Raw genomic sequence first — 19,316 nt, forward strand, 5'->3', positions numbered from 1 at the left:
CGCCACTAGACGCCCTCCAGCAGCCGATCCGCCTGCGCCCGCGCCTCGGAGGTAATCTCCGCACCGGAGAGCATCCGGGCGATCTCCTCCTGGCGGCCGGCGCTGTCGAGCAAGTGGACCGAGGTGCGCGTGACGGTGCCCTCGCTCGACTTGGCGATCACGTAATGCGTGCACCCGCGCGCGGCGACCTGGGGGCTGTGGGTGACGGCGAGGAGCTGGCCGCCCTCGGCCAGGCGCTCCAGGCGTTCGCCGATCGCGCTGGCGACCGCGCCGCCGACGCCGCGGTCGATCTCGTCGAAAATGACCGTGGCCGCCCCGCCCTGCTCGGCGAGCGCGACCTTGAGCGCGAGGATGAAGCGCGACAGCTCGCCGCCGCTGGCGATCTTGCCCAGCGCTGCGAACTCGGCGCCGGGATTGGTCGCGATGAGGAACTCGACGCTATCGATACCGTGCGGACCCCAGCGCTCCTCCGGCTGCTCGGCCACCGCGGTGCGGAAGCGCGCGGCGTCGAGCTTCAGGGGCGCCAACTCGCCCGCGACCGCCTCGTCGAGCCGCAAGGCGGCGGCGACGCGGTTCGCGTGCAGCGCCTCGGCGCGCGCGCGATAGGTACCATGCGCGGCGCGTTCGGCCGCTTCCAGCGCACCGATTTCGGCGTCACCGGCCTCGATGGCATCGAGCGCCGCGCGCATCTCGCGCATCTTGGCCGGCAGCTCGTCGACCTCGCAGCGATGCTTGCGGGCGAGCGCGCGCAGCTCGAACAGGCGGGTCTCGATCCGGTCCAGCTCGGCGGGATCGTGGCTCAGCGCTCCCGCGGCTGCCTCCAGCTTCGTCTCCGCCTCCCCCGCCTCGATCACCGCGCGATCGAGCGCGGCGAGCGCTTCGGCCAGCAGCGGATGCTCGACGGCGATCCGGTCGAGCCGCCGGCCCGCCCCGCGCAGCGTTGCCAGCGCAGAGTCCGAGCCGTCCCACAACACCCGCAGTTCCTCGAGGTCGCCCGAGAGCCGCTCGCCCTTCTGCATGTCGGCGCGCGCACCGGCGAGCATGTCCTCCTCGCCTTCCTGCGGCTCGAGCGCGGCCAGTTCGGCGACGTAGGCGATGAGCAGATCCTCGTCGGCCTTGGCCTGCTCGATGGCGGCGCGCGCTTCGGCGAGCTTCGCCCCGGCGGTACGCCAGTCGCGCCACGCGGCCTCGACCCCCGCGACATCGGCGCCGGCATAGCGGTCGAGCAGCGCCCGGTGCCCGCGCGGGTTGACCAGCCCGCGGTCGTCGTGCTGGCCGTGCAGCTCGACCAGCGCGGGGGCCAGCTCGCGCAGCAACGCGGCGCCGACCGGCTGGTCGTTGACGAAGGCCTTGCTCGCCCCGTCGGACTTGAGCGTGCGGCGCAGGATCAGCGGTTCGCCGGGCTCGATCTCCACCTCGGCTTCGACAAGCACTTCGCGCACCGCCGCCGGCAGGACGCCGAACTCGAACGTCGCGGTCACGCTCGCGCGCTCCTCCCCGGCCCGCAGCAGGCCGCTGTCGGCGCGGTTGCCGAGCACCAGGCCGAGTGCGTCGAGGAGGATCGACTTGCCGGCGCCGGTCTCGCCGGTCAGCACGCCCAGCCCGCCCGGGAAATCCAGGTCCAGCGCTTCGATGAGCACGATGTTGCGGATGGCGAGCCTGGTCAGCATGCGGGTGGCGCGAACATTACGGGCCGGCTCGCGCGTCGGCAACGCTCAGCTGGCATGCAATCACCATCCGCGAAAAACCCTCCGTCGCAGCCCAGGCCGACCGGTTTTCCACAACCGCTACTGTCGGTTAGCCGACACTTTCGCTTGCCCGGGCAAGGAAATCTTAACGCCCTTCTGGCCTTCTGTGGATAACTGCTCGTTGGGAGGGGTCCGCGCCGTGTCAGTCCTGGTCATTCGCTCGCACAAAAGGTTCGCCGTGAGGCGGCCGATCACCTTGCACGAGACTGGCGGCGGCAAGCGAGGCGGGCTGATGATCGAGCTTTCGTCCGAAGGCTGCCGCATCAGCGGCGTCAACAGCCTCGCCTACACGATCGACCAGCAGGTAACGCTCGAGTTCGACGACGACGAACGCTACGCCGGGCGCGTGCGCTGGGCGCACGACGGATTCGTCGGGGTCAAGTTCGCCAGCGCCCTGCGGCTTTCGGAACTGGGCGCGATGCTCGAGGTGAGCCGCATGGCGCCAGAGCGCCGCTACGGTACCTAGCCCCGCTTCCGATCAGCTGGCCGCGACCTGCGGGGCCTTCTTGCCGAACAGGTCGTAGGCCTTCTGGTACCATTCGCTGCCGGGATAGTTGGCGCCCAGCACCGCGGCGTACTTCTTCGCCTCTTCGGGAATGCCCAGCGCCAAGTTCGTCTCGGTCAGGCGATAGAGCGCTTCGGGCGTGTGGCTGGTGGTCTGGTACTTGTCGATGACGTTCTGGAAGCGGATCTGCGCCGCCAGCCAGCGGCCGGCGCGCTCGTAGAAGCGGCCGATCTGCATTTCCTTGCCGGCGAGGTGGTCGTTGACCAGATCCATCTTGAGCCGCGCGTCGGCGGCGTATTCGGTCTGCGGATAGCGCCGCTGGATCTCGGTCAGCGCGTCGAGCGCCTGCTGGGTGATCTTCTGGTCGCGGTCGACGTCGGCGATCTGCTCGTAATAGCACAGCGCGATCAGGTAATAGGCGTAGGGCGCGTCCTTGTTGCCGGGGTGGATCGACAGGAACCGCTGGGCGCTTTCGATCGCCTTGTCGTAATCCTTGTTCATGTAGTTCGAGAAGGCGCCCATGACTTGCGCCCGCCGCGCCCACTCCGAATAGGGGTGCTGCCGCTCGACTTCGTCGAACAGCGCCGCGGCGATCTTGTACTGGCCGTTGTCGAGCCGTTCCTTGGCTTCGGTGTAGAGCGTCTCGACGTCGCGCGCGACGTAGGCGGTGTCGCCCTTCTTCTTGCCTCCAAGCGTGGCGCAACCCGAAAGCAGCAGCGCGGCGGTGAGGGGAATGAGTACGGCGGCGCCATGAGCGCGGGCGATCGTTCGAAGCATGGCAGCGCCTATAGCCAGCCCATCGGTGAACGCCAAGTGAAGTGATGCGCGCCCGTAATCTCTCGCTGGCTAGGTGGATATCCCTAGGCAGCGTTAGGCCGACTCAATGGCTCGCTCGCTTAGGCAGCATGCTCACGACGAGATCAGGAGACCGCAATGGGGCGCAAGGCCGCTGGAGCAGCCGCATCAGACGCCGAGTGCAGCGCATTTCGGCAGCGTCTGGACCTGTTCGAAGTGGCCCTCGACAACATGGCGAACGCGCTGTGCATGTTCGATGCGCAGGGCCGCGTCGTGGTTTGCAACCGCGGCTATGCCGAAATCCTCGGTCTGCCCCCGAAGACGTTCGCCCCGGAGCTTCGGTTCGCGAGCTCATCGAGATGCGAATGCAAGCCGGCGCCTACCCGCCCGGAAGGAGCGCCGACGAGGTCGCGGCTGGACTATGGGCTTTCCTCAATTCTGATGTCGAAACCGGCATCAAACTCAAGCACAACGGCAGGACCTTCGAGGTGCGGCCTCATCGCACCACGACCGGCCACGTCGTCGCCACGTTCCTGGACATCTCGGACACGCTGATGGCAAGGAGCGTGCTGCAAGAAAGTCATGCAAGGCTCAGCGCCATCCTCGACGCCATGCCCGATTGCGTGAAGATTTTCGACGGGACTGCGCAGATCATCTACATCAATCCCCGCGGCCTTGAGCTGCTCCAGGCGCCTGACCTCGAGACGCTGCTATCGTCCGGCCACAAGCCAGTGCCGTCCGAATATCTCGCCGAATGTGTCGAGGTGCACAACCGGGTGCTCGCCGGCGAAACAGTCGTCTGGAGCTACGAAATTCTCGGCATGCGAGGCGATCGCCGGCATGTCGAAGCGCATGCGGTCCCGTTCCGCATGCCCGATGGCGCTAAGGCGCACATGTGCATCTCGCGGGACATCAGCGCGCGGCAAGCAGCTGAGGACGCCCTGCGCCGTAGCGAGGAACGCATGCGCCTCGTGCAGGAAGCTACGGGCTTGGCGCACTTCGAAGCCGGCAGCGACGGCGTCGCCCATTTCTCGCCCGGCTTGTTGCGACAGTTCGGCCTGCCGGAAGACGCGCCGGCGGCCAGGAAGTTCGAGGACTGGATCCACTTGGTTCATCCCGACGACCGCGATCATCTGAGCGCTGTCGAACAGAGCTTGTCAAAGAGAGATTCCGCGCATTGCGAGTTCCGCATCATTCGAGCCGACACCGGCGAAGTGCGCTGGATTTCCAGCAACCTCCAGCTCCACCGCAATGCCGAGGGAATGATGGTGCGCAGCATCGGCGCCCATCTCGACATCACCGATCGAAAACGAGCGGAAGAAGACCTGCGCGAAAGCGAGGCGCGCATGCGGGCGATCCTCGACGCGATGCCCGATTGCGTGAAGATTTTCGACGAGCGAGCCGAGTTGGCTTACATCAATCCGCGCGGGCTCGAATTGCTGGAGGCGCCCGACTTGGCCACTCTCGCCGAATCGAGGCACCTGCCCGTCCCGGCTGAATACATGGCCGCATGCGTCGAGGTACATGACCGCGTAATCGCCGGGGAGACCGTGGTCTGGAACTACGAAGTTCTCGGCATGCGCGGATCTCGCCATCATGTCGAGGCACACGCGGTGCCATTCCGCCTGCCCGGCGGTGCGAAGGCCCATATGTCAATCTCCCGCGATATCAGCGAGCGCAAGGAGGCAGAAGATGCCTTGCGCCGCAGCGAACAACGGCTGCGACTGGTACAGGAAGCGACGGGCCTGGCCGATTTCGAGACGGGACCGGATGGGCTGATGGCCGCCTCCGAGCGGTTTTACGTGCAGCTTGGACTTCCAGTGCCCCATGGGCCTTCAGATTCAAAAGCCTGGGCCAGGCAAATCCATCCCGCCGACCTCGCCTCCATCGTCGAGCAGATCGAAGGCGCAATAGCTCGGCGAGAGGAAGGCTTCCGAGGAGAGTTTCGCATCGTCCGGGCGGACACCGGCGAAGTCCGATGGATATCGTGCAGCACGAGCATGCAGTTCGACGAGCACGGCAAGCTCGTTCGCACGATCGGCGCGCACTTCGACATCACCGAGCGAAAGCGCGGAGAGGAAGCCCTGAGGGCCAGCGAGGAACGCCTGCGCCTGGTGCAGGAGACCACCGGTCTGGCGGAATTCGAAACGGACTCGTCCGGCATCTCGATCTGCTCAGACAGGTTCTTCGAGCAATGCGGTCTTACGGTTCCAGCCGGAAGCGTCATCGCGTTCCATGACTGGATGGAGATTGTCCATCCGGAGGATCGCGAGCGGCTTGCGGCCAAAATCACCAGCGCGATCAGCGATCGCGATGAATTTGGCCACGAATTTCGCATCGTACGCGCCGATACCGGTGAAACGCGCTGGATTGCCAGCCGGACTCGCGTGGAACGCGACGCTAACGGTGACGCGGTCCGGTCGATCGGCGCCCACCTCGATATTACCGAACACAAGCGCGCCGAACTGGCGCTGCGCGAAAGCGAACAGCGCCTCCGGCTGGTGCAGGAAGCGACCGGCCTGGCCGATTTCGAAGCTGGGCCCGATGGCGTCGCCGACATTTCCGAGGCTCTTATAAGACAGCTTGGCCTTCCGCCGGGAACCGTCAGGTTACCCCTCCGAGACATGCTCGGATACGTCCATCCGGAGGACCGCGAACATCTCCAGTCCGAGATCCGGCGAAGCCTTGAAACGCAAGACACATTCCAATGCGAATTTCGCATTGTGCACGGCGTTACTGGTGAAATCCGCTGGATCCACAGTCGGACAAAAATGGAGCGCGACGCGAACGGCATTGCCATCCGAAGCATTGGCGCGCACCTCGACATCACCGAGCGCAAGCACGCCGAGGAAGCGCTACGCGAAAGCGAGGAGCGGTTCCGTCTCGCAGCCGAAGCTGCCGGCTTCGGCGTATGGGATTACAATGAGGAACTCGACCGGCGCGAGTGGTCCGATCGCCTGCGCGAGATCTTCGGGATTTCGGAAGACACCCTGGACCTCGTCGACACCGCCAACCAATGCTTCCATCCGGCCGACCGCGAACGCTTCGTCAAGCTGGCGCGGGACGTCAGGTCCGGCAAGACGGAGCGATTTGAAGAGTCGTTCCGGATCAAGCGCGTCGATGACGGGCGACAGCGATGGGTCGCGATCAACGCCTGGCGCACCCTCAAAGCCAATCGCCAGGCGCGCCGCATCATCATGACCGTGCGCGACGTCACCGACGAGAAGACGGCCGAGGATCGTATCCGCTGGAGCGCCAGCCACGATCCGCTCACCCGCCTCGCCAATCGCGCGCTGTTCCAGGAACAGCTCGACCAGGCGATCCGGCGGGCCAAGTCGGGCAACAAGTCGGTCGGCGTGCTGATGCTCGACCTCGACCATTTCAAGCAGATCAACGATTCGCTCGGCCACGACGTCGGCGATGCCCTGCTCAAGCTGTTCGCCGAGCGGCTTCGCTCGGTCGTTCGCACCCGCGACACCGTCGCGCGGCTCGGCGGCGACGAGTTCGCGATCGTGGTGCCCGACCTGCAGAGCGAGGATCACCTCGTGCGCCTGTCGCGCTCGATCCAGGAGCGGATGCGCGCACCGTTCGTCAACGCCGGCCGCATGCTCGATTGCCGAGCCAGCCTCGGCGCCAGCATGTTCCCGGCCCACGGCACCACGTCGCGCGAAGTGCTCAAGAACGCCGACGTGGCGCTCTACGCGGCCAAGGCTGCCGGGCGGGCGACGCTGATGATGTACGACGCCGAATTGCGCAACGACATGCAGCGGCGACTGGCGATGATCCAGCTCGCCCGCAACGCGATCGCCGACGATCGCATGATTCCCTACTACCAGCCCAAGCTCGACCTGCAGAGCGGCACCGTCGACGGCTTCGAGGCGCTGCTGCGCTGGCGCACGCCCCGCGGCCGGATCGGCCAGCCCGCCGCGATTGAGGCGGCGTTCGAGGACCTGGAGGTCGCCGCGGCGATCAGCGACCGGATGATCGACCGCGTGATCGTCGACATGCGCGGCTGGCTCGACCGCGGGATCGCTTTCAAGCATGTCGCCGTCAACGCCTCGGCCGCCGAGTTCCGCCGCGACAATTTCGCCGAGCGCGTGCTCGAGCAGCTCGCCCGCGCCGAGATCCCGACGCGCTGCTTCCAGATCGAGGTGACCGAGACGGTGTTCCTCGGCCGCGGCGCGGAGTCCGTCCACCGAGCGCTGGCGCTGCTCAATTCGCACGGGGTCAAGATCGCGCTCGACGATTTCGGCACCGGCTACGCCTCGCTGCGGCACCTCAAGCAGTTCCCGGTCGACATCATCAAGATAGACCGCAGCTTCGTGCGCGACATGGAAGCCGATCCTGGCGACGAGGCGATCGTTCGCGCGGTGATCAACCTCGGCAAGAGCCTGGGCATCCATGTCGTCGCCGAGGGCATCGAGTCCGACGCGCAAGCGCAACGGCTGGTGCGGCTCGGCTGCGACTTCGGCCAGGGCTTCCTGTTCTCCAAGGCCGTGGGGGCGAACCGCGTGCCGGCGCTGGTCGGGCATCTGCACGAAGCCGCCGCCGCGGCCGGCCGCCGTTCGCGCCCCAACAGGCTGCGGCTTGTCGCCGGTAACGGCTGACCGGTCGCACCGCGCGGCGGGTTGATTTCCTTCGCCGAAAAAGCCCTGTTGCCTTCTCGGCCGCTTAGTCCGATCCTGCCCCTCCGGGATCGCCTGGAAGCCCACTGACGGGAGAAGAAACGAGGAGAGGAACATGGATGCCATCGGCAGCGGCGCGAGAGTCATCGCGCTTGTCGGTCCCGCCGGCGCTGGAAAGACCAGCCTCGCGGAAGCCTTGCTCGAAGCCGCCGGGGCGGTCCCGCGCCTGGGATCGGTCGAAGCCGGCACCTGCATCGGAGATGCCAGCCCCGAAGCCCGCGCCCGCGGCGCCTCCACCGAACTCAACCTCATGCGCTTCAGTTACGCCGGCGACGACTACGTCCTGCTCGATGCGCCCGGCTCGGTCGGCTTTGCCGCCGAGACCGACAGCGCGCTCGACGTCGCCGACATGGCGCTGGTGGTCATCCCGCCCGAGCCCGAACGCGCCCCGCTCGCCGAGCCGCTGCTGCGCGAGCTCGAGGCGCGCGGCGTGCCGCACGCGATATTCGTCAACAAGATCGACAAGGCACCGGGCACGATCGAGCAACTGCTCGAGGCGCTCGAGCCGCTGAGCTTCGCGGCGCTGGTCGCCCGCCAAATTCCGATTTCCAAAGGCGACAGCATCGTCGGCTTCATCGATCTCGCGCTCGACCGGGCCTACCATTATCGCCCGGGCAAGGCTTCCGAGCAGCAGCCGATATCCGAGGAGATGAAGGACGCCGAGACCACCGCGCGCTTCCACATGCTCGAGCAACTCGCTGACCACGACGACGACTTGCTGGAGCAGCTGCTCGAAGACAAGCAGCCCGACCTGTCGCTGGTGTTCAACGATCTCAAGCGCGAGACCGCCGAGGGGCTGATCGTCCCGGTGATGTTCGGCTCGGCGATCAACAGCTTCGGCGTGCGGCGGCTGCTCAAGGCGCTGCGCCACGACACGCCCTCCCCGGCCCAGACCGCCCAGCGGCTCGGCATCCATTCGCCCGCGGTCGAGGTGTTCAAGGTCTGCAACGAGACCTCGGTCGGCCGCTTGGCGATCGCCCGCGTGTTCGGCGCGACCCTGGCCGAAGGCGCCGAGCTGACCCCCGGCCCCGGCATGGTCCAGCGCGCCGGCGCGCTGTTCACGCTGCAGGGCGGCACCACCCAGCGGCTCAAGCAGGCCAAGGCGGGCGATGTCATCGGCATCGCCAAGGCCGATCAGGTCAAGCCCGGCGACCGCCTCGGCATCGGCGGCGCGGCCCCCGCTCCGCGCGATGAGCGCAGCGGGCGCAAGGCCAACTATGCCGTCTGCATCGCCGTCCGCGATCACAAAGACGAAGTGCGCTTGTCGACCTCGCTCAACAAGCTGCTCGAAGAAGATCCCGGCCTGTCGTGGGAAACGCTCGATGAGAAGCACGAGACGCTGCTGCGCGGGATCAACGAGGAGCACGTCAACCTGGCGCTGGAGCGCCTGAAGCGCCGCTATGGCCTCGCTGTCGAGACGCGCGAGCCCTCGCTCGCGGTGCGCGAAACGATACGCAAGGGCGCCACCCAGCGCGGGCGGCACAAGAAGCAGTCGGGCGGGCACGGCCAGTATGGCGACGTGGTCATCGAGCTGCGGCCGCTGCCGCGCGGCCAGGGCTTCGTGTTCGAGGACAAGATCACCGGCGGGGTGATCCCCAAGCAGTGGATTCCCGCGGTCGAGCACGGCGTGCGCGACGCAATGGAGAAGGGCCCGCTCGGCTACCGCGTGGTCGACGTCGCCGTCACGCTGACCGACGGTTCGTTCCATTCGGTCGACAGTTCGGAGCTCGCCTTCCGCACCGCCGGGCGCATCGCCATGCACGACGCGCTCGCCCAGTCGGCGCCGTACCTGCTCGAACCGATCGCCCGCGTGACGATTCAGGCGCCCGGCACGGCGACCAGCCGCGTCACCTCGGCGATTTCGAGCTGTCGCGGGCGGGTGCTCGACATGGGGCCGCGCGAGGGCTGGTCGCGGTGGGACACGGTCGAGGCGATGGTGCCCGAGGCCGAGCTGCGCACCCTTGCGACCGACCTGCGCTCGATCAGCCAGGGCATGGCGACGTTCGAGGCTCACTTCGACCACCTCGCCGAGTGCACCGGCAAGGTCGCCGAACAGATGATCCAGAGAGTCGGCGAACCGGCTTAGCGTCTGATTTGTCCGGCGGCCGCCCTGGCGCGCCGCCGGACAAGATCATTCTTTCCGAAATGTTCACCACGACGCGCTATCGCGCACGGCATGTGGGGGACCCGCGTCAAATCGGCCCTGTGGGCGCTGGCGGCGCTGTCGATCGGCTGTCTTTCGCCGAGCACGGCGCTCGCCGAGGGGGACGACATTTTCGGTCCCGAAGCGTTCGACGGTTCGATCGACTTGCGAGCGAGCGCGGTCGGCGGCGAGACGGGCTGGCTCGACGGCGGCTTCGGCAAGCTCCGCTGGGGCGGCGATAACGGCGACACGCAGGCGCGCGCGCGCATCGCGGCCGCGGATTTGGCCTGGAAGCCCCAGTTCACCTTCAACCTCGCCGGCCTTGTCAGCGTCGTGCACCAGGCCGGCCAGTCGCAGGACGTCGACCTCAACGAGGCCTACCTGAGCTTTCGTTCGGGCCCCGCGGCGACGCGCTTTTCGGCTCGTGCCGGGGTGTTGTGGCCGCCGATCTCGCTCGAGCAGGGCGGGTCGAGCTGGCAAGTGACCGACAGCATAACCCCGTCGGCGGTGAACAGCTGGGTGGGCGAGGAGGTCAAGGTCCTCGCCTTCGAAGGCAAGCTCGAACACCGGTTCGGCGGACAGCGGCTCGCGCTCACCGCGGCGCTGTTCGAGCACGACGACATGGCCGGCACGCTGCTCGCCTATCGCGGCTGGGCGCTGCACGACGTGCGCACGACCGTCTCGAGCCATTTCCCGCTGCCGCCGCTGAGCCCGTCGAAGCGGCCGTACCAGGCGCCGCTGACCAATCCGTTCTGGGAGACCGACGGGCGCGCCGGATATTATGCCCGCGCCGAATGGCAGACGCCCTGGCCGGTCTCGTTCAACCTGGTGCGCTACGACAATCGCGGCGACCGGGTGTCGGGCTACAAGTTGCAGACGGCATGGCGCACGCGCTTCTGGAACGCCGGAGCGGTGGCGGCGCTGGGGCAACGGACAACCGCGAGGGCGCAAGTCCTCTGGGGCAACACCCTGGTCGGGCCCGACACGCCTTACGGCATCCCCGCCGACGTCGACTTCGCCGCCGCCTACCTGCTGCTCAGCCGCGAATTCGGCGCCGGCAAGCTGAGCGCCCGCGGCGACTGGTTCAGGACGCACGACAACAGCTTCGTCGCCAGCGACAACAACAACGAGCACGGCTGGTCCGGAATGCTCGCCTACAAGCACCCGGTGACCCGTTTCGCCGAGTTGATCGTCGAGCTGCTCCACGTCGAAAGCACGCGGCCGGCGCGCCTCGCCAACGCCGGTCTCCCGCCAACGCGGAACCAGACGCAGGCGCAGACCGCACTAAGGGTCGGATTCTGACGCCATGAACGCACTGGGCCGCACCGTTGTCGCACTTGCCGCACTCGCGCTGTCAGCGGCGGCGCAGGCGCGCGACATCGCTGTCACCGTCACGGACGCCGGCGGGCATCCGGTCGAGGACGCGGTGGTCACGCTCGACGCCCCTGGCCGCGCGCCGCCGCCGGGGCATTTCACGATCAACCAGAAGAACACCATGTTCGCGCCCTTCGTGCTGGTCATCCCGGTCGGCTCGACGGTCGACTTCACCAACCTCGATCCGTTCCGCCACCACGTCTATTCGTTCTCCCCGACCAAGAAGTTCGAGCTCAAGCTGTTCGGCCAGGGGGAGAAGCGCTCGGTCACCTTCGACAAGCCGGGCACGGTCGCGCTGGGGTGCAACATCCACGACACGATGCAGGCCTTCATCCAGGTGGTCGACACCGCCTTTTCGGCCAAGACCGGCAAAGACGGCCGAGTGGTGCTGCGCGGCGCTCCGGCCGGGGCCGCCAGGGTGCTTGTGTGGCATCCGCACTTGCGCGCGCCCGGCAACGTCATGACCGTGGTCGCGCAGGCCGGCGGCGACGTTTCGCTGCCGGTGGCCGTCAAGCTGCGCCGACCCGCGCCGATGAGCCACGATTACTGATGATCCGCTTCCGCTCCCTGCAATCGCGGATAACCGCGCTTTACTCGGCGACCGTCGGGCTGGTCATGCTGCTCGTCGCGGCGAGCCTGCAGTGGGCGATCGCCCGCAGCGCCGAGGAGCAGGTCCGTTCCGAGCTCGCCTCGAGCTCGAAGGTCATCGATCGCATCTGGTCGATGCGCACGCGCGAACTCGAAAGCGTCGCTCGCCCGCTGGCGCTCGATTTCGGCTTTCGCGAGGCCGTTGCCACCGACGAGGACGCCACCATCCGCTCGGCGCTGACCAACATCGCCGGGCGCATCGACCTGCCCAACGCCTTCATCGTCAAATACGACGGCCGCGTGGTCGGCATGACCCCGGACCAGGATTCACCCTACGACGGGGAGCTTTGGGGCGAGCTCGATTCGGGCTGGCACTCTGGCGCGCTGCGCCTCCATGGCACGACCTACCAGGCGGTCGCCGCCGAGATCAAAGCCCCGGCGCTGATCGGCTGGCTGGTGCTCGGCCGCCGGCTGGACGCGGGGGAGATGCGGGAATTGAGCGGGCTCTCGGCTGTCCCGGTCAGCGCCGCCGTCGTCCGTCGCACCGAGGCCGGAAAATGGGTCTACGACGGCTCGAACCGCCCGCTGACCGATAACGGCATCGTCGCCCTGCTCGCGCGAATGAAGCCCCACGCGGACGGCGAGGCGGCGGACATCTCGGGCCGGCTGCACGGCAACATGGTCCTGGCGCGACCGCTCGGCTCGTCAGAGGGCGTCGCCACCACCGCGCTGCTGCTCAACTTCTCGATCGCCGACGCGCTCGCCGAATACGACCCGCTGCGTCTCGCGGTGGTCATCGCGGGCCTGGTCGGCCTCGCCGCAGTCGCGCTCGCCAGTGTGCGCGTGGCACGGCGCATCGTTCGCCCGATCGCCGCCCTCGAACAGGCCGCCAAGGCACTCGAGCGAGGCGAGCGAACGAGCGTGCCGGTCGTCTCCGACGACGAGATCGGCTCGCTCACCGGCAGCTTCAACGCGATGTCGGAGGAAATCGTCAGCCGCGAGCACCGCATTCGCCACATGGCCTATCATGACGCGCTGACGGACCTGCCCAACCGTCTCCAGCTGCGCGAGGAACTCGATCGCCGCCTTGCCGGCATCGCCGCGAGCGGCGGCGCGCTGTCGGTGGTGTGCCTCGATCTCGACGACTTCAAGATCGTCAACGACACCCTCGGCGACCACGTCGGCGACCAGTTGCTCAAGCTGGTCGCGCAGCGCCTGGCCGACGGCGCCGGGGGCCGCTTCCTCGCCCGCACCGGCGGCGACGAGTTCTGCGTGCTGGTCGACGGCGACGGGGCCGAGGCCGAACGGCTCGCGGCCGCGCTGATCGAGCGGCTCGAGCAGCCCGCCTCGGTCGCCGGCCATTACATGCGCGCCGGGGCGAGCGTCGGCATCGCCGAGGCGCCCGCCGACACGCTCGTCGCCGAGGACCTGGTCAAGCACGCCGACCTGGCGCTGCACGCCGCGAAGGCCGCCGGCCGCGGCCGTCACCGCCGCTTCACCGCCGATCTCGATACCGACGCGCAGGCTCGCCGCGAGATCGAGATGGACCTCCACGGGGCCATCGCCAAAGGCGAGTTCGAGCTTTACTTCCAGCCCTTGTTCGACCTCGCCAAGAACCGCTTTTCGGCATTCGAGGCGCTGATCCGCTGGAACCATCCGGCCAGGGGCCTCGTCTCCCCGCTCGACTTCATCCCGATCGCCGAGGAAACCGGGTTGATCGTGCCGATCGGCGAATGGGCGCTCAAGGAAGCCTGCCGCGAAGCGGCGACGTGGCCCGAGGACATTCGCGTCGCGGTCAACTTCTCGACCGTCCAGTTCGCCACGCCGGGGATCGTCAACCTGGTGTTCCAGACCCTCGCCGCCTCGCGCCTCGCGCCCGACCGGCTCGAGGTCGAGATCACCGAATCGCTGTTCCTCGAAAGCAGCGACAGCGTGCGCGAGATTCTGCACGGGCTGAAGCAGATCGGCGTGCGCATCGCGCTCGACGATTTCGGCACCGGCTTCTCGTCGCTCAGCTACTTGCGCAAGTTTCCGTTCGACAAGATCAAGATCGACCGCTCGTTCATCATCGAACTGCTCGAGGAAGACGAGGCCGGCGCGGTGGTCAAGGCGATAACCGACCTTGCCGCCGCGCTCGACATGGAAACCACCGCCGAAGGGGTCGAGGAAGCGGCCCAGCTGGAAGCGCTGCGCGCGCACGGCTGCACCACGGTGCAGGGCTTCCTGTTCAGCAAGCCGGTGCCCGCGAGCGAGGTGCCGCGCCTGCTCCAGCTCGACCTGAGCAACCGCTCCGCCGCCTGAGGCGCCTGTTCACGGCGTGGTTCGGCGAGCGGACTGTCGTTGCGCCTCGAAGACACACCCTGGCGGTGGCGCGGTCGCCGATCAGGCGACGAGGGCCCGCGCCGCCGGCGGCCAGCGCAGATAAGCCGCATCGAAAGTGGCCGCCTGGCCCAGGCCGTCCGGCTTGAGCAGCACCAGGCGCTTGCCGTGCAGCTCGATCAGGCCGTCCTTGCGCATGTGCTGGAGCGTGCGGTTGACGTGGACCGAGGTAAGGCCGGTCACGCTGGCGAGGTCCTGCTGGGTCAGCGGAAACTCGCATTCGTTGCCGCTGGCCAGCCCACAACATCGCGCCCGGGCGTACGTCTCGCACAGGAAATGGGCGATGCGCTCGTAGGCGCTGCGTCCGTTGTTGGCGATCCATTCGAGCTGGATCGACGCCGTCTCGAGCTGCCGGCGCCACAGCGCGGCCATGAACTCGGGCAGTTCGCTGGTATCCTCGCCGAAATGGGGGTGCGGAATCAGGCCATAGCGAACTTGCGTCAACGAGCAGATCGCGTGGTTGAGCGGGCGGTGCGGCGGATCGATGGCGAGATCGCCCGGCAGCAGGATGGCGAGGATCTGTCGCGATCCGTCGGCGCGCTGCCGGCAACGCATCGCCCAGCCCTCGAGAATCAGGTACATTCCGGTGGGCTTCTCGCCTTCGCGGGCCAGATCTTGCCGCGCGGCAATGCTCTTGCGCGACGTCATTGCGGCACGGAATAGAGCCCGATCGTCGGCCGCAGCGTCTTGTCCATTGCGGAATGGATGTTCCAGATATGGCGTGCTCGTAGGCGTAACTTTCTCCTGGTTCGTTCCCTTCGGAAATGCCGATCTCGATTGGCGGGTTCCCGACTGGGACGAAATGACCATACGCCGGGGGCTGACCTGAGTTAAGGTTGGAATGCTATGCTGCCGGCCAGGCCCGGAGCACGCCCTGACTGCTCGCCGACGATTGCGAACGACGCCGGCATGCCGCGGAACAGCGGGCGGGACCGCCGCCCCGGTGATGCGCTCGGGCCCGGCGAACGACCTGCCCGAGTTATCCGCCAAGATGAACGCTGGCCTCCGCGCCAATTCCACTTCGGTTCATGAGGGCATCCCTAAACCTGAACAGAGTTGCTCTGTTACCCGCAGCGGCACAGACGTTAGGAGAGTTCGAATGCGCAAGATTTCCAGGGGTGCGATGCTGCTCGGTGCCGCCGCGGCGCTGGCGAGCGGCAGCGCCGCTTTCGCCCACCATTCGTTTGCGGCCGAGTTCGACCGCGACAAGCCGATCAAGCTGCAAGGCGAGGTGGTCAAGTTCGAGTGGGTCAACCCCCACTCGTGGATCCACATCAAGACCGGCGACGGCAAGGTCTGGCGCGTCGAGGGCGGCGCCCCGAGCGCGCTGCTGCGCCGCGGCTGGAACAGAAACTCGCTGCCCGCCGGCACCAAGATCATCGTCCAGGCCTTCCAGGCCCGCGACGGCGACACCCGCGCCAGCGCCGCCGAAATCAGCTTCCCGGGCGGCCGTTCGCTGTCGCTCGGCAACCCGACGACCGAAGCGGTCATCGCCGCCCAGAAACGCGCCGGGGATTAGTCCCCCTTCCTTCCCCGGTGCCCAGGAGCCCGCGGACCCGACGGTCCGCGGGCTTCTTTCGTTACGAGAGCCGTAACCGTAGCATAACCCGTAACTCTCTGGCCCCCGCCCTCCGGCTTGGCTAAGTCGTGCGAAAAGGAGAGAGAGATGCGCACCAGGACCTTCGCCGTCTTCACGATCGCGGCGCTGCTCGCCGGCTGCAGGGCTTCCGCGCCTGCCGAAACCGTCCAGCAAATGATGAAGAACAAAGTGCAGCCGACCGCGCAGGTCTACTGGGACGCGGTGCAGTACATCAGCGACGAGAACGGCAATCGCGACATCGTGCCGCAGACCGACGCCGATTGGGAGAAGGTTCGCAAGGCCGCGGCCGACCTGCAGGACTACGGCAAGCTGCTGCAGACCGACGCTTACACCAAGGGACGCAACCCCGACTGGGTCAAGTTCAGCCAGGCGATGGTCGACGTGAGCAAGCAGGCCGAGCAGGCCGCCAAGGACAAGAACGTCGACAAGGTCTTCGAGGTCAGCGGGACGATGTACAACGTGTGCAGCGCTTGCCACATGGTCTACCCGGCCACCGTCGGCCCCGAGGCCAGCGGGACGCCGGCGCCGAGCCCCAGCGCCTGAGCGTGCTGCAGCTCCTCGTCAAAGCCGCGATTTCGGGGATCGTCGTCGCCGTCGCCTCGGAAGTGGCGCGACGCTGGCCCGGGTGGGGCGCGCTGATCGTTTCGCTGCCGCTGGTCTCGGTGCTGACGATGATCTGGCTGTGGCACGAAACCCAGGATCGCGCCCGGCTCGAGGCACATGCCGGCGCGACCTTCTGGTTCGTGCTGCCGAGCCTGCCGATGTTCCTCCTCATCCCGCTGCTGCTGCGCCAGGGCATGGCGTTCTGGCTGGCCCTCGCGCTCGGCTGCGTGCTGACGATGGTGCTCTATTCGGCGATGGTGTGGATCGGCCCGAAGCTCGGCGTCAGGCTGTAACGGAGGATGAACGATGAGCGAACTTAACCGCAGAGACGCCATGCTGGCCGCGGGAGCGGGCGCCGCCGCCGTAACGCTGGCGGGAAGTGCTCCCGCCTTCGGACAAGGCGCTCCGGCGCCGGTTCCGGCGTTTGCCGGCAATCACCAGCCCAGGCCGCTCAGGTTCGATCCGGCCAAGCTGCCTGGCCTCTCCGAGAAGCTGATCACCTCGCACTGGCAGAACAATTACCAGGGTTCGGTCAAGGGCCTGAACACCGTCGAGCAGAAGCTCGCCGCGGCGATGGCGGACAAGGACTTCCCGGCGCTGATCTACAGCGGCCTCAAGCGCGAGGAACTGCACCGCACCGGCTCGGTGGTGCTGCACGAGAACTACTTCGGCGCCCTCGGCGGCAACGGCAAGCCGGCCGGCGACGTGGCGCAGGCGCTGACGGGCGCGTTCGGTTCGTTCGACGCCTGGGAAGCCGAATTCAAGCGCACGGCGATGTCGCTCGCGGGCGGCTCGGGCTGGGCGATCCTGACCTACAACGGGCACACCCGGTCGCTGCACAACTACTGGGCGTGGGACCACATGCACGGCGCGGTCACCGGCGTACCGCTGATCGCGCTCGACATGTACGAGCATGCCTATCACATGGATTACGGCACCCAGGCGGCGAAATACGTCGACGCGGTCCTGGCCAACCTCGACTGGGAGATCGTCGATGCGCGCTATCGCGCCGCGCTTGCCTGACACCGAACGCCTGCTGCGTCTCTTCGGTCTGCTGTTTATCGTCGCGGCACTGCTGGCTTCCGCCAGCGGCATCGCGCACGACTTGTCGGAAGCCAACAAGACTTACGTGCAGAGCATCAACGGCCCTGCGCCGGTGCCGTTCTTCTATCTCGGCGCCAAGCACATGGTCACCGGGATCGACCACATCCTGTTCCTGATCGGGGTGGTTTTCTTCCTCTACCGGCTGCGCGACATCGTCATCTACGTCTCGCTGTTCACCCTCGGCCATTCGACCACGCTGATCCTCGGCGTGCTGCTCGGCACCGGGCTCAACACCTACCTCGTCGACGCGATCATCGGCTTCTCGGTGGTCTACAAGGCGTTCGAGAACATGGGCGGCTTCCGCCGGATCGGCCTGTCCATCAGCACCAAGCTGGCGGTGCTGGTGTTCGGCCTGTTCCACGGCCTCGGTCTGGCGACCAAGCTGCAGGATCTCGGCGCGGGCAAGAACGGCCTGCTCGCCAACCTGATCTCGTTCAACGTCGGGGTCGAGGCCGGCCAGGTGATCGTGCTGGCGATCGTCGTGGTGATGCTCAACTTCTGGCGCGCGACGCCGAGCTTCGCGCGCGGCGCGTGGGGTGCCAACCTGCTGCTGCTCGCCGCAGGCGCGGCGCTGACGATCTACCAGCTCGCGGGGTACTTCGCGTCATGACCGATCCGCAGCCCACGATCCAGACCGTGCCCCTGCCCTCGCCGCGCCAGGCCGCCATCGGCTCGGCCGTGGCGATCGTCGTGGCGACGGTGGCGATGGTGTTCTTCATCCTGCCCGCCGAGCTGGGCATCGACCTCACCGGTTTCGGCAGCAGGACCGGCCTCGTCGGCCTCGCGCAGAAGGGCCCCGCCGCGAACATCTACCTTGAGCGCGGGCTCAAGCGGACCAACGTGCTGTTCCCGCTCGATGCCACCGCCAAACCGGACGAGGCTACCCTGCGGGCAACGCTCGCGGCCAAGGGCGTCGCCGTCCCCGCGGGCGCCAAGTTCGTCTCCGACCATTGGCAATACGAGCTGCTGCCCTACGACAGCATCGAGATGAAGTATAAGCTCGCCCAGGGGCAGCCGATGGTCTTCTCGTGGCACGCGCCGGTTCCGCTTCACTACGACATGCACTCGGTCCCCGACCAGGGCGGCAACGACGCGACCGAGAGCTTCGCCATCACCGACGCGCCTTCGCAAACGGCGGTCTATGTGGCGCCGTTCACCGGCATTCACGGGTGGTTCTGGCAGAACCAGACGCTGAACCCCGTCACCGTTTCGATCGACGCCACGGGCGCCTTCGCCGGCGCGGTCACCTTCGACCAGGCGGGCGAGCACCCGCGTACCCTCGAGCCGCCCGCACGCCCTTGACCGGGCAATGATATGCTGTAACACGCGCCCCGGCGAACCGCGCGGTGGTTCGCGGCAGTGAGCGTGCGATGACATTCAAGATCAGGTCCGGCGGGCGAATGGCGCCGTGGTTGCCGAGTGGCGGCCACCTCGCCTTCACGCCGACCTGGCCGCGGCTCTTCGCCCTCCTGCTGCTGGCCTGCGTTCTGGTGCAGGGCACCCTGATCCAAAGTCACCTCCATTTCGCCGGAACGTCCAGCCGGCAGGCGACATCGGGCGAACCATCCGCGCAGCTCTCGAAGCCGGCCAGGGGCGATCCCGCCGCGGATTGTCCGCTGTGTCATGAAGCGGCCCTGGCGGGAGCGTACCTCCTGCCCACGGCCACGATCCTCCCGCCGCCGCCGGCTGCGGCCCCGTGGCTCTTCACGGCGCGACTGGCCGCCTTCGGCCTTCCTGCGCCGGCGTTCGGCTGGCTGAGCCGCGCACCTCCGCAATAGCTCCCGATCCGCAG

At 67.4% G+C, this 19,316-nt stretch carries 16 protein-coding genes and 1 pseudogene; 14 read left to right on the top strand and 3 right to left on the bottom strand.

All coding sequences use genetic code 11. From position 1 onward, the window contains the following. Window positions 1-5: 5 nt before the first annotated feature. On the bottom strand, window positions 6-1,670 hold the full coding sequence (recN, locus tag G7B69_RS05335; RefSeq protein WP_166176837.1) for a DNA repair protein RecN: 1,665 nt from the start codon (window positions 1,668-1,670) through the stop codon (window positions 6-8). On the opposite strand from recN, the gene G7B69_RS16755 reads away from it, so the two are divergent. Further along, window positions 1,669-2,214 carry a PilZ domain-containing protein gene (locus G7B69_RS16755; RefSeq protein WP_243415039.1) on the top strand — a complete coding sequence of 182 codons (546 nt, stop codon included), beginning with the start codon at window positions 1,669-1,671 and terminating at the stop codon, window positions 2,212-2,214. The genes recN and G7B69_RS16755 overlap by 2 nt on opposite strands. Window positions 2,215-2,226: 12 nt before the next feature. On the opposite strand, the gene G7B69_RS05345 is transcribed toward G7B69_RS16755, so the two are convergent. Continuing rightward, window positions 2,227-3,030, bottom strand: coding sequence for an outer membrane protein assembly factor BamD (locus G7B69_RS05345; protein WP_166176841.1), 804 nt, complete (start codon window positions 3,028-3,030; stop codon window positions 2,227-2,229). A gap of 156 nt (window positions 3,031-3,186) precedes the next feature. Between G7B69_RS05345 and G7B69_RS17020 the strand changes: the two are divergent. The 6 genes and pseudogenes from G7B69_RS17020 to G7B69_RS05375 all read left to right on the top strand — a co-directional run. Beyond that, window positions 3,187-3,387, top strand: a pseudogene (locus G7B69_RS17020) (PAS-domain containing protein); the annotation flags it as partial. Between the two features lie 26 nt (window positions 3,388-3,413). After that, entirely contained in the window at window positions 3,414-7,655 is a 4,242-nt protein-coding gene (locus tag G7B69_RS05355; protein WP_243415034.1) for a PAS domain S-box protein, read from the top strand. Between the two features lie 133 nt (window positions 7,656-7,788). After that, window positions 7,789-9,819, top strand: a complete 2,031-nt coding sequence (locus tag G7B69_RS05360) for an elongation factor G (protein ID WP_166176848.1) — start codon at window positions 7,789-7,791, stop codon at window positions 9,817-9,819. A 90-nt stretch (window positions 9,820-9,909) separates the two neighbouring features. Further along, window positions 9,910-11,178, top strand: coding sequence for a hypothetical protein (locus G7B69_RS05365; protein WP_166176850.1), 1,269 nt, complete (start codon window positions 9,910-9,912; stop codon window positions 11,176-11,178). A gap of 4 nt (window positions 11,179-11,182) precedes the next feature. After that, window positions 11,183-11,800 carry a cupredoxin domain-containing protein gene (locus G7B69_RS05370; RefSeq protein WP_166176852.1) on the top strand — a complete coding sequence of 206 codons (618 nt, stop codon included), beginning with the start codon at window positions 11,183-11,185 and terminating at the stop codon, window positions 11,798-11,800. After that, window positions 11,800-14,139, top strand: a complete 2,340-nt coding sequence (locus tag G7B69_RS05375) for a bifunctional diguanylate cyclase/phosphodiesterase (protein ID WP_166176854.1) — start codon at window positions 11,800-11,802, stop codon at window positions 14,137-14,139. The genes G7B69_RS05370 and G7B69_RS05375 overlap by 1 nt, the downstream gene beginning before the upstream one ends. 81 nt (window positions 14,140-14,220) lie before the next feature. On the opposite strand, the gene G7B69_RS05380 is transcribed toward G7B69_RS05375, so the two are convergent. Beyond that, window positions 14,221-14,865, bottom strand: a complete 645-nt coding sequence (locus G7B69_RS05380; RefSeq protein ID WP_166176856.1) for a Crp/Fnr family transcriptional regulator — start codon at window positions 14,863-14,865, stop codon at window positions 14,221-14,223. A gap of 451 nt (window positions 14,866-15,316) precedes the next feature. Here G7B69_RS05380 and G7B69_RS05385 point away from each other — a divergent pair, with 451 nt between their 5' ends. The 7 genes from G7B69_RS05385 to G7B69_RS05415 all read left to right on the top strand — a co-directional run bounded on the left by G7B69_RS05385 (window position 15,317) and on the right by G7B69_RS05415 (window position 19,302). Further along, the gene (locus tag G7B69_RS05385; RefSeq protein ID WP_166176858.1) at window positions 15,317-15,736 is read left to right on the top strand and encodes a DUF6152 family protein; all 420 of its coding nucleotides are present in this window, start codon (window positions 15,317-15,319) and stop codon (window positions 15,734-15,736) included. 147 nt (window positions 15,737-15,883) lie between these two features. Further along, window positions 15,884-16,360: a hypothetical protein gene (locus G7B69_RS05390; protein ID WP_166176860.1), complete on the top strand. Its 477-nt coding sequence runs from the start codon at window positions 15,884-15,886 to the stop codon at window positions 16,358-16,360. A 2-nt stretch (window positions 16,361-16,362) separates the two neighbouring features. After that, window positions 16,363-16,713 (top strand): DUF3147 family protein, encoded by a 351-nt coding sequence (locus G7B69_RS05395; RefSeq protein WP_166176862.1) that lies wholly within the window; start codon window positions 16,363-16,365, stop codon window positions 16,711-16,713. A gap of 13 nt (window positions 16,714-16,726) precedes the next feature. Then, window positions 16,727-17,443 carry a superoxide dismutase gene (locus G7B69_RS05400; protein ID WP_166176864.1) on the top strand — a complete coding sequence of 239 codons (717 nt, stop codon included), beginning with the start codon at window positions 16,727-16,729 and terminating at the stop codon, window positions 17,441-17,443. Further along, window positions 17,415-18,134: a HupE/UreJ family protein gene (locus G7B69_RS05405; RefSeq protein ID WP_166176866.1), complete on the top strand. Its 720-nt coding sequence runs from the start codon at window positions 17,415-17,417 to the stop codon at window positions 18,132-18,134. Before G7B69_RS05400 ends, G7B69_RS05405 begins: the two co-directional genes overlap by 29 nt. After that, entirely contained in the window at window positions 18,131-18,826 is a 696-nt protein-coding gene (locus G7B69_RS05410; protein WP_207785954.1) for a hypothetical protein, read from the top strand. Before G7B69_RS05405 ends, G7B69_RS05410 begins: the two co-directional genes overlap by 4 nt. A gap of 68 nt (window positions 18,827-18,894) precedes the next feature. Beyond that, on the top strand, window positions 18,895-19,302 hold the full coding sequence (locus G7B69_RS05415) for a hypothetical protein (RefSeq protein ID WP_166176868.1): 408 nt from the start codon (window positions 18,895-18,897) through the stop codon (window positions 19,300-19,302). Window positions 19,303-19,316: the final 14 nt, after the last annotated feature.

The organism is Croceibacterium segetis (assembly GCF_011320115.1).
GTDB classification, from domain to species: Bacteria; Pseudomonadota; Alphaproteobacteria; order Sphingomonadales; family Sphingomonadaceae; genus Croceibacterium_B; species Croceibacterium_B segetis.

Excerpts from the sequence above, each read along its gene's own strand:
- G7B69_RS16755 (WP_243415039.1), top strand. The coding sequence starts at position 1,669 with ATGCGGGTGGCGCGAACATTACGGGCCGGCTCGCGCGTCGGCAACGCT.
- recN (WP_166176837.1), bottom strand. The coding sequence starts at position 1,670 with ATGCTGACCAGGCTCGCCATCCGCAACATCGTGCTCATCGAAGCGCTG.
- G7B69_RS05345 (WP_166176841.1), bottom strand. The coding sequence starts at position 3,030 with ATGCTTCGAACGATCGCCCGCGCTCATGGCGCCGCCGTACTCATTCCC.
- G7B69_RS05355 (WP_243415034.1), top strand. The coding sequence starts at position 3,414 with ATGCAAGCCGGCGCCTACCCGCCCGGAAGGAGCGCCGACGAGGTCGCG.
- G7B69_RS05360 (WP_166176848.1), top strand. The coding sequence starts at position 7,789 with ATGGATGCCATCGGCAGCGGCGCGAGAGTCATCGCGCTTGTCGGTCCC.
- G7B69_RS05365 (WP_166176850.1), top strand. The coding sequence starts at position 9,910 with ATGTGGGGGACCCGCGTCAAATCGGCCCTGTGGGCGCTGGCGGCGCTG.
- G7B69_RS05370 (WP_166176852.1), top strand. The coding sequence starts at position 11,183 with ATGAACGCACTGGGCCGCACCGTTGTCGCACTTGCCGCACTCGCGCTG.
- G7B69_RS05375 (WP_166176854.1), top strand. The coding sequence starts at position 11,800 with ATGATCCGCTTCCGCTCCCTGCAATCGCGGATAACCGCGCTTTACTCG.
- G7B69_RS05380 (WP_166176856.1), bottom strand. The coding sequence starts at position 14,865 with ATGACGTCGCGCAAGAGCATTGCCGCGCGGCAAGATCTGGCCCGCGAA.
- G7B69_RS05385 (WP_166176858.1), top strand. The coding sequence starts at position 15,317 with ATGCGCAAGATTTCCAGGGGTGCGATGCTGCTCGGTGCCGCCGCGGCG.
- G7B69_RS05390 (WP_166176860.1), top strand. The coding sequence starts at position 15,884 with ATGCGCACCAGGACCTTCGCCGTCTTCACGATCGCGGCGCTGCTCGCC.
- G7B69_RS05400 (WP_166176864.1), top strand. The coding sequence starts at position 16,727 with ATGAGCGAACTTAACCGCAGAGACGCCATGCTGGCCGCGGGAGCGGGC.
- G7B69_RS05405 (WP_166176866.1), top strand. The coding sequence starts at position 17,415 with ATGCGCGCTATCGCGCCGCGCTTGCCTGACACCGAACGCCTGCTGCGT.
- G7B69_RS05410 (WP_207785954.1), top strand. The coding sequence starts at position 18,131 with ATGACCGATCCGCAGCCCACGATCCAGACCGTGCCCCTGCCCTCGCCG.
- G7B69_RS05415 (WP_166176868.1), top strand. The coding sequence starts at position 18,895 with ATGACATTCAAGATCAGGTCCGGCGGGCGAATGGCGCCGTGGTTGCCG.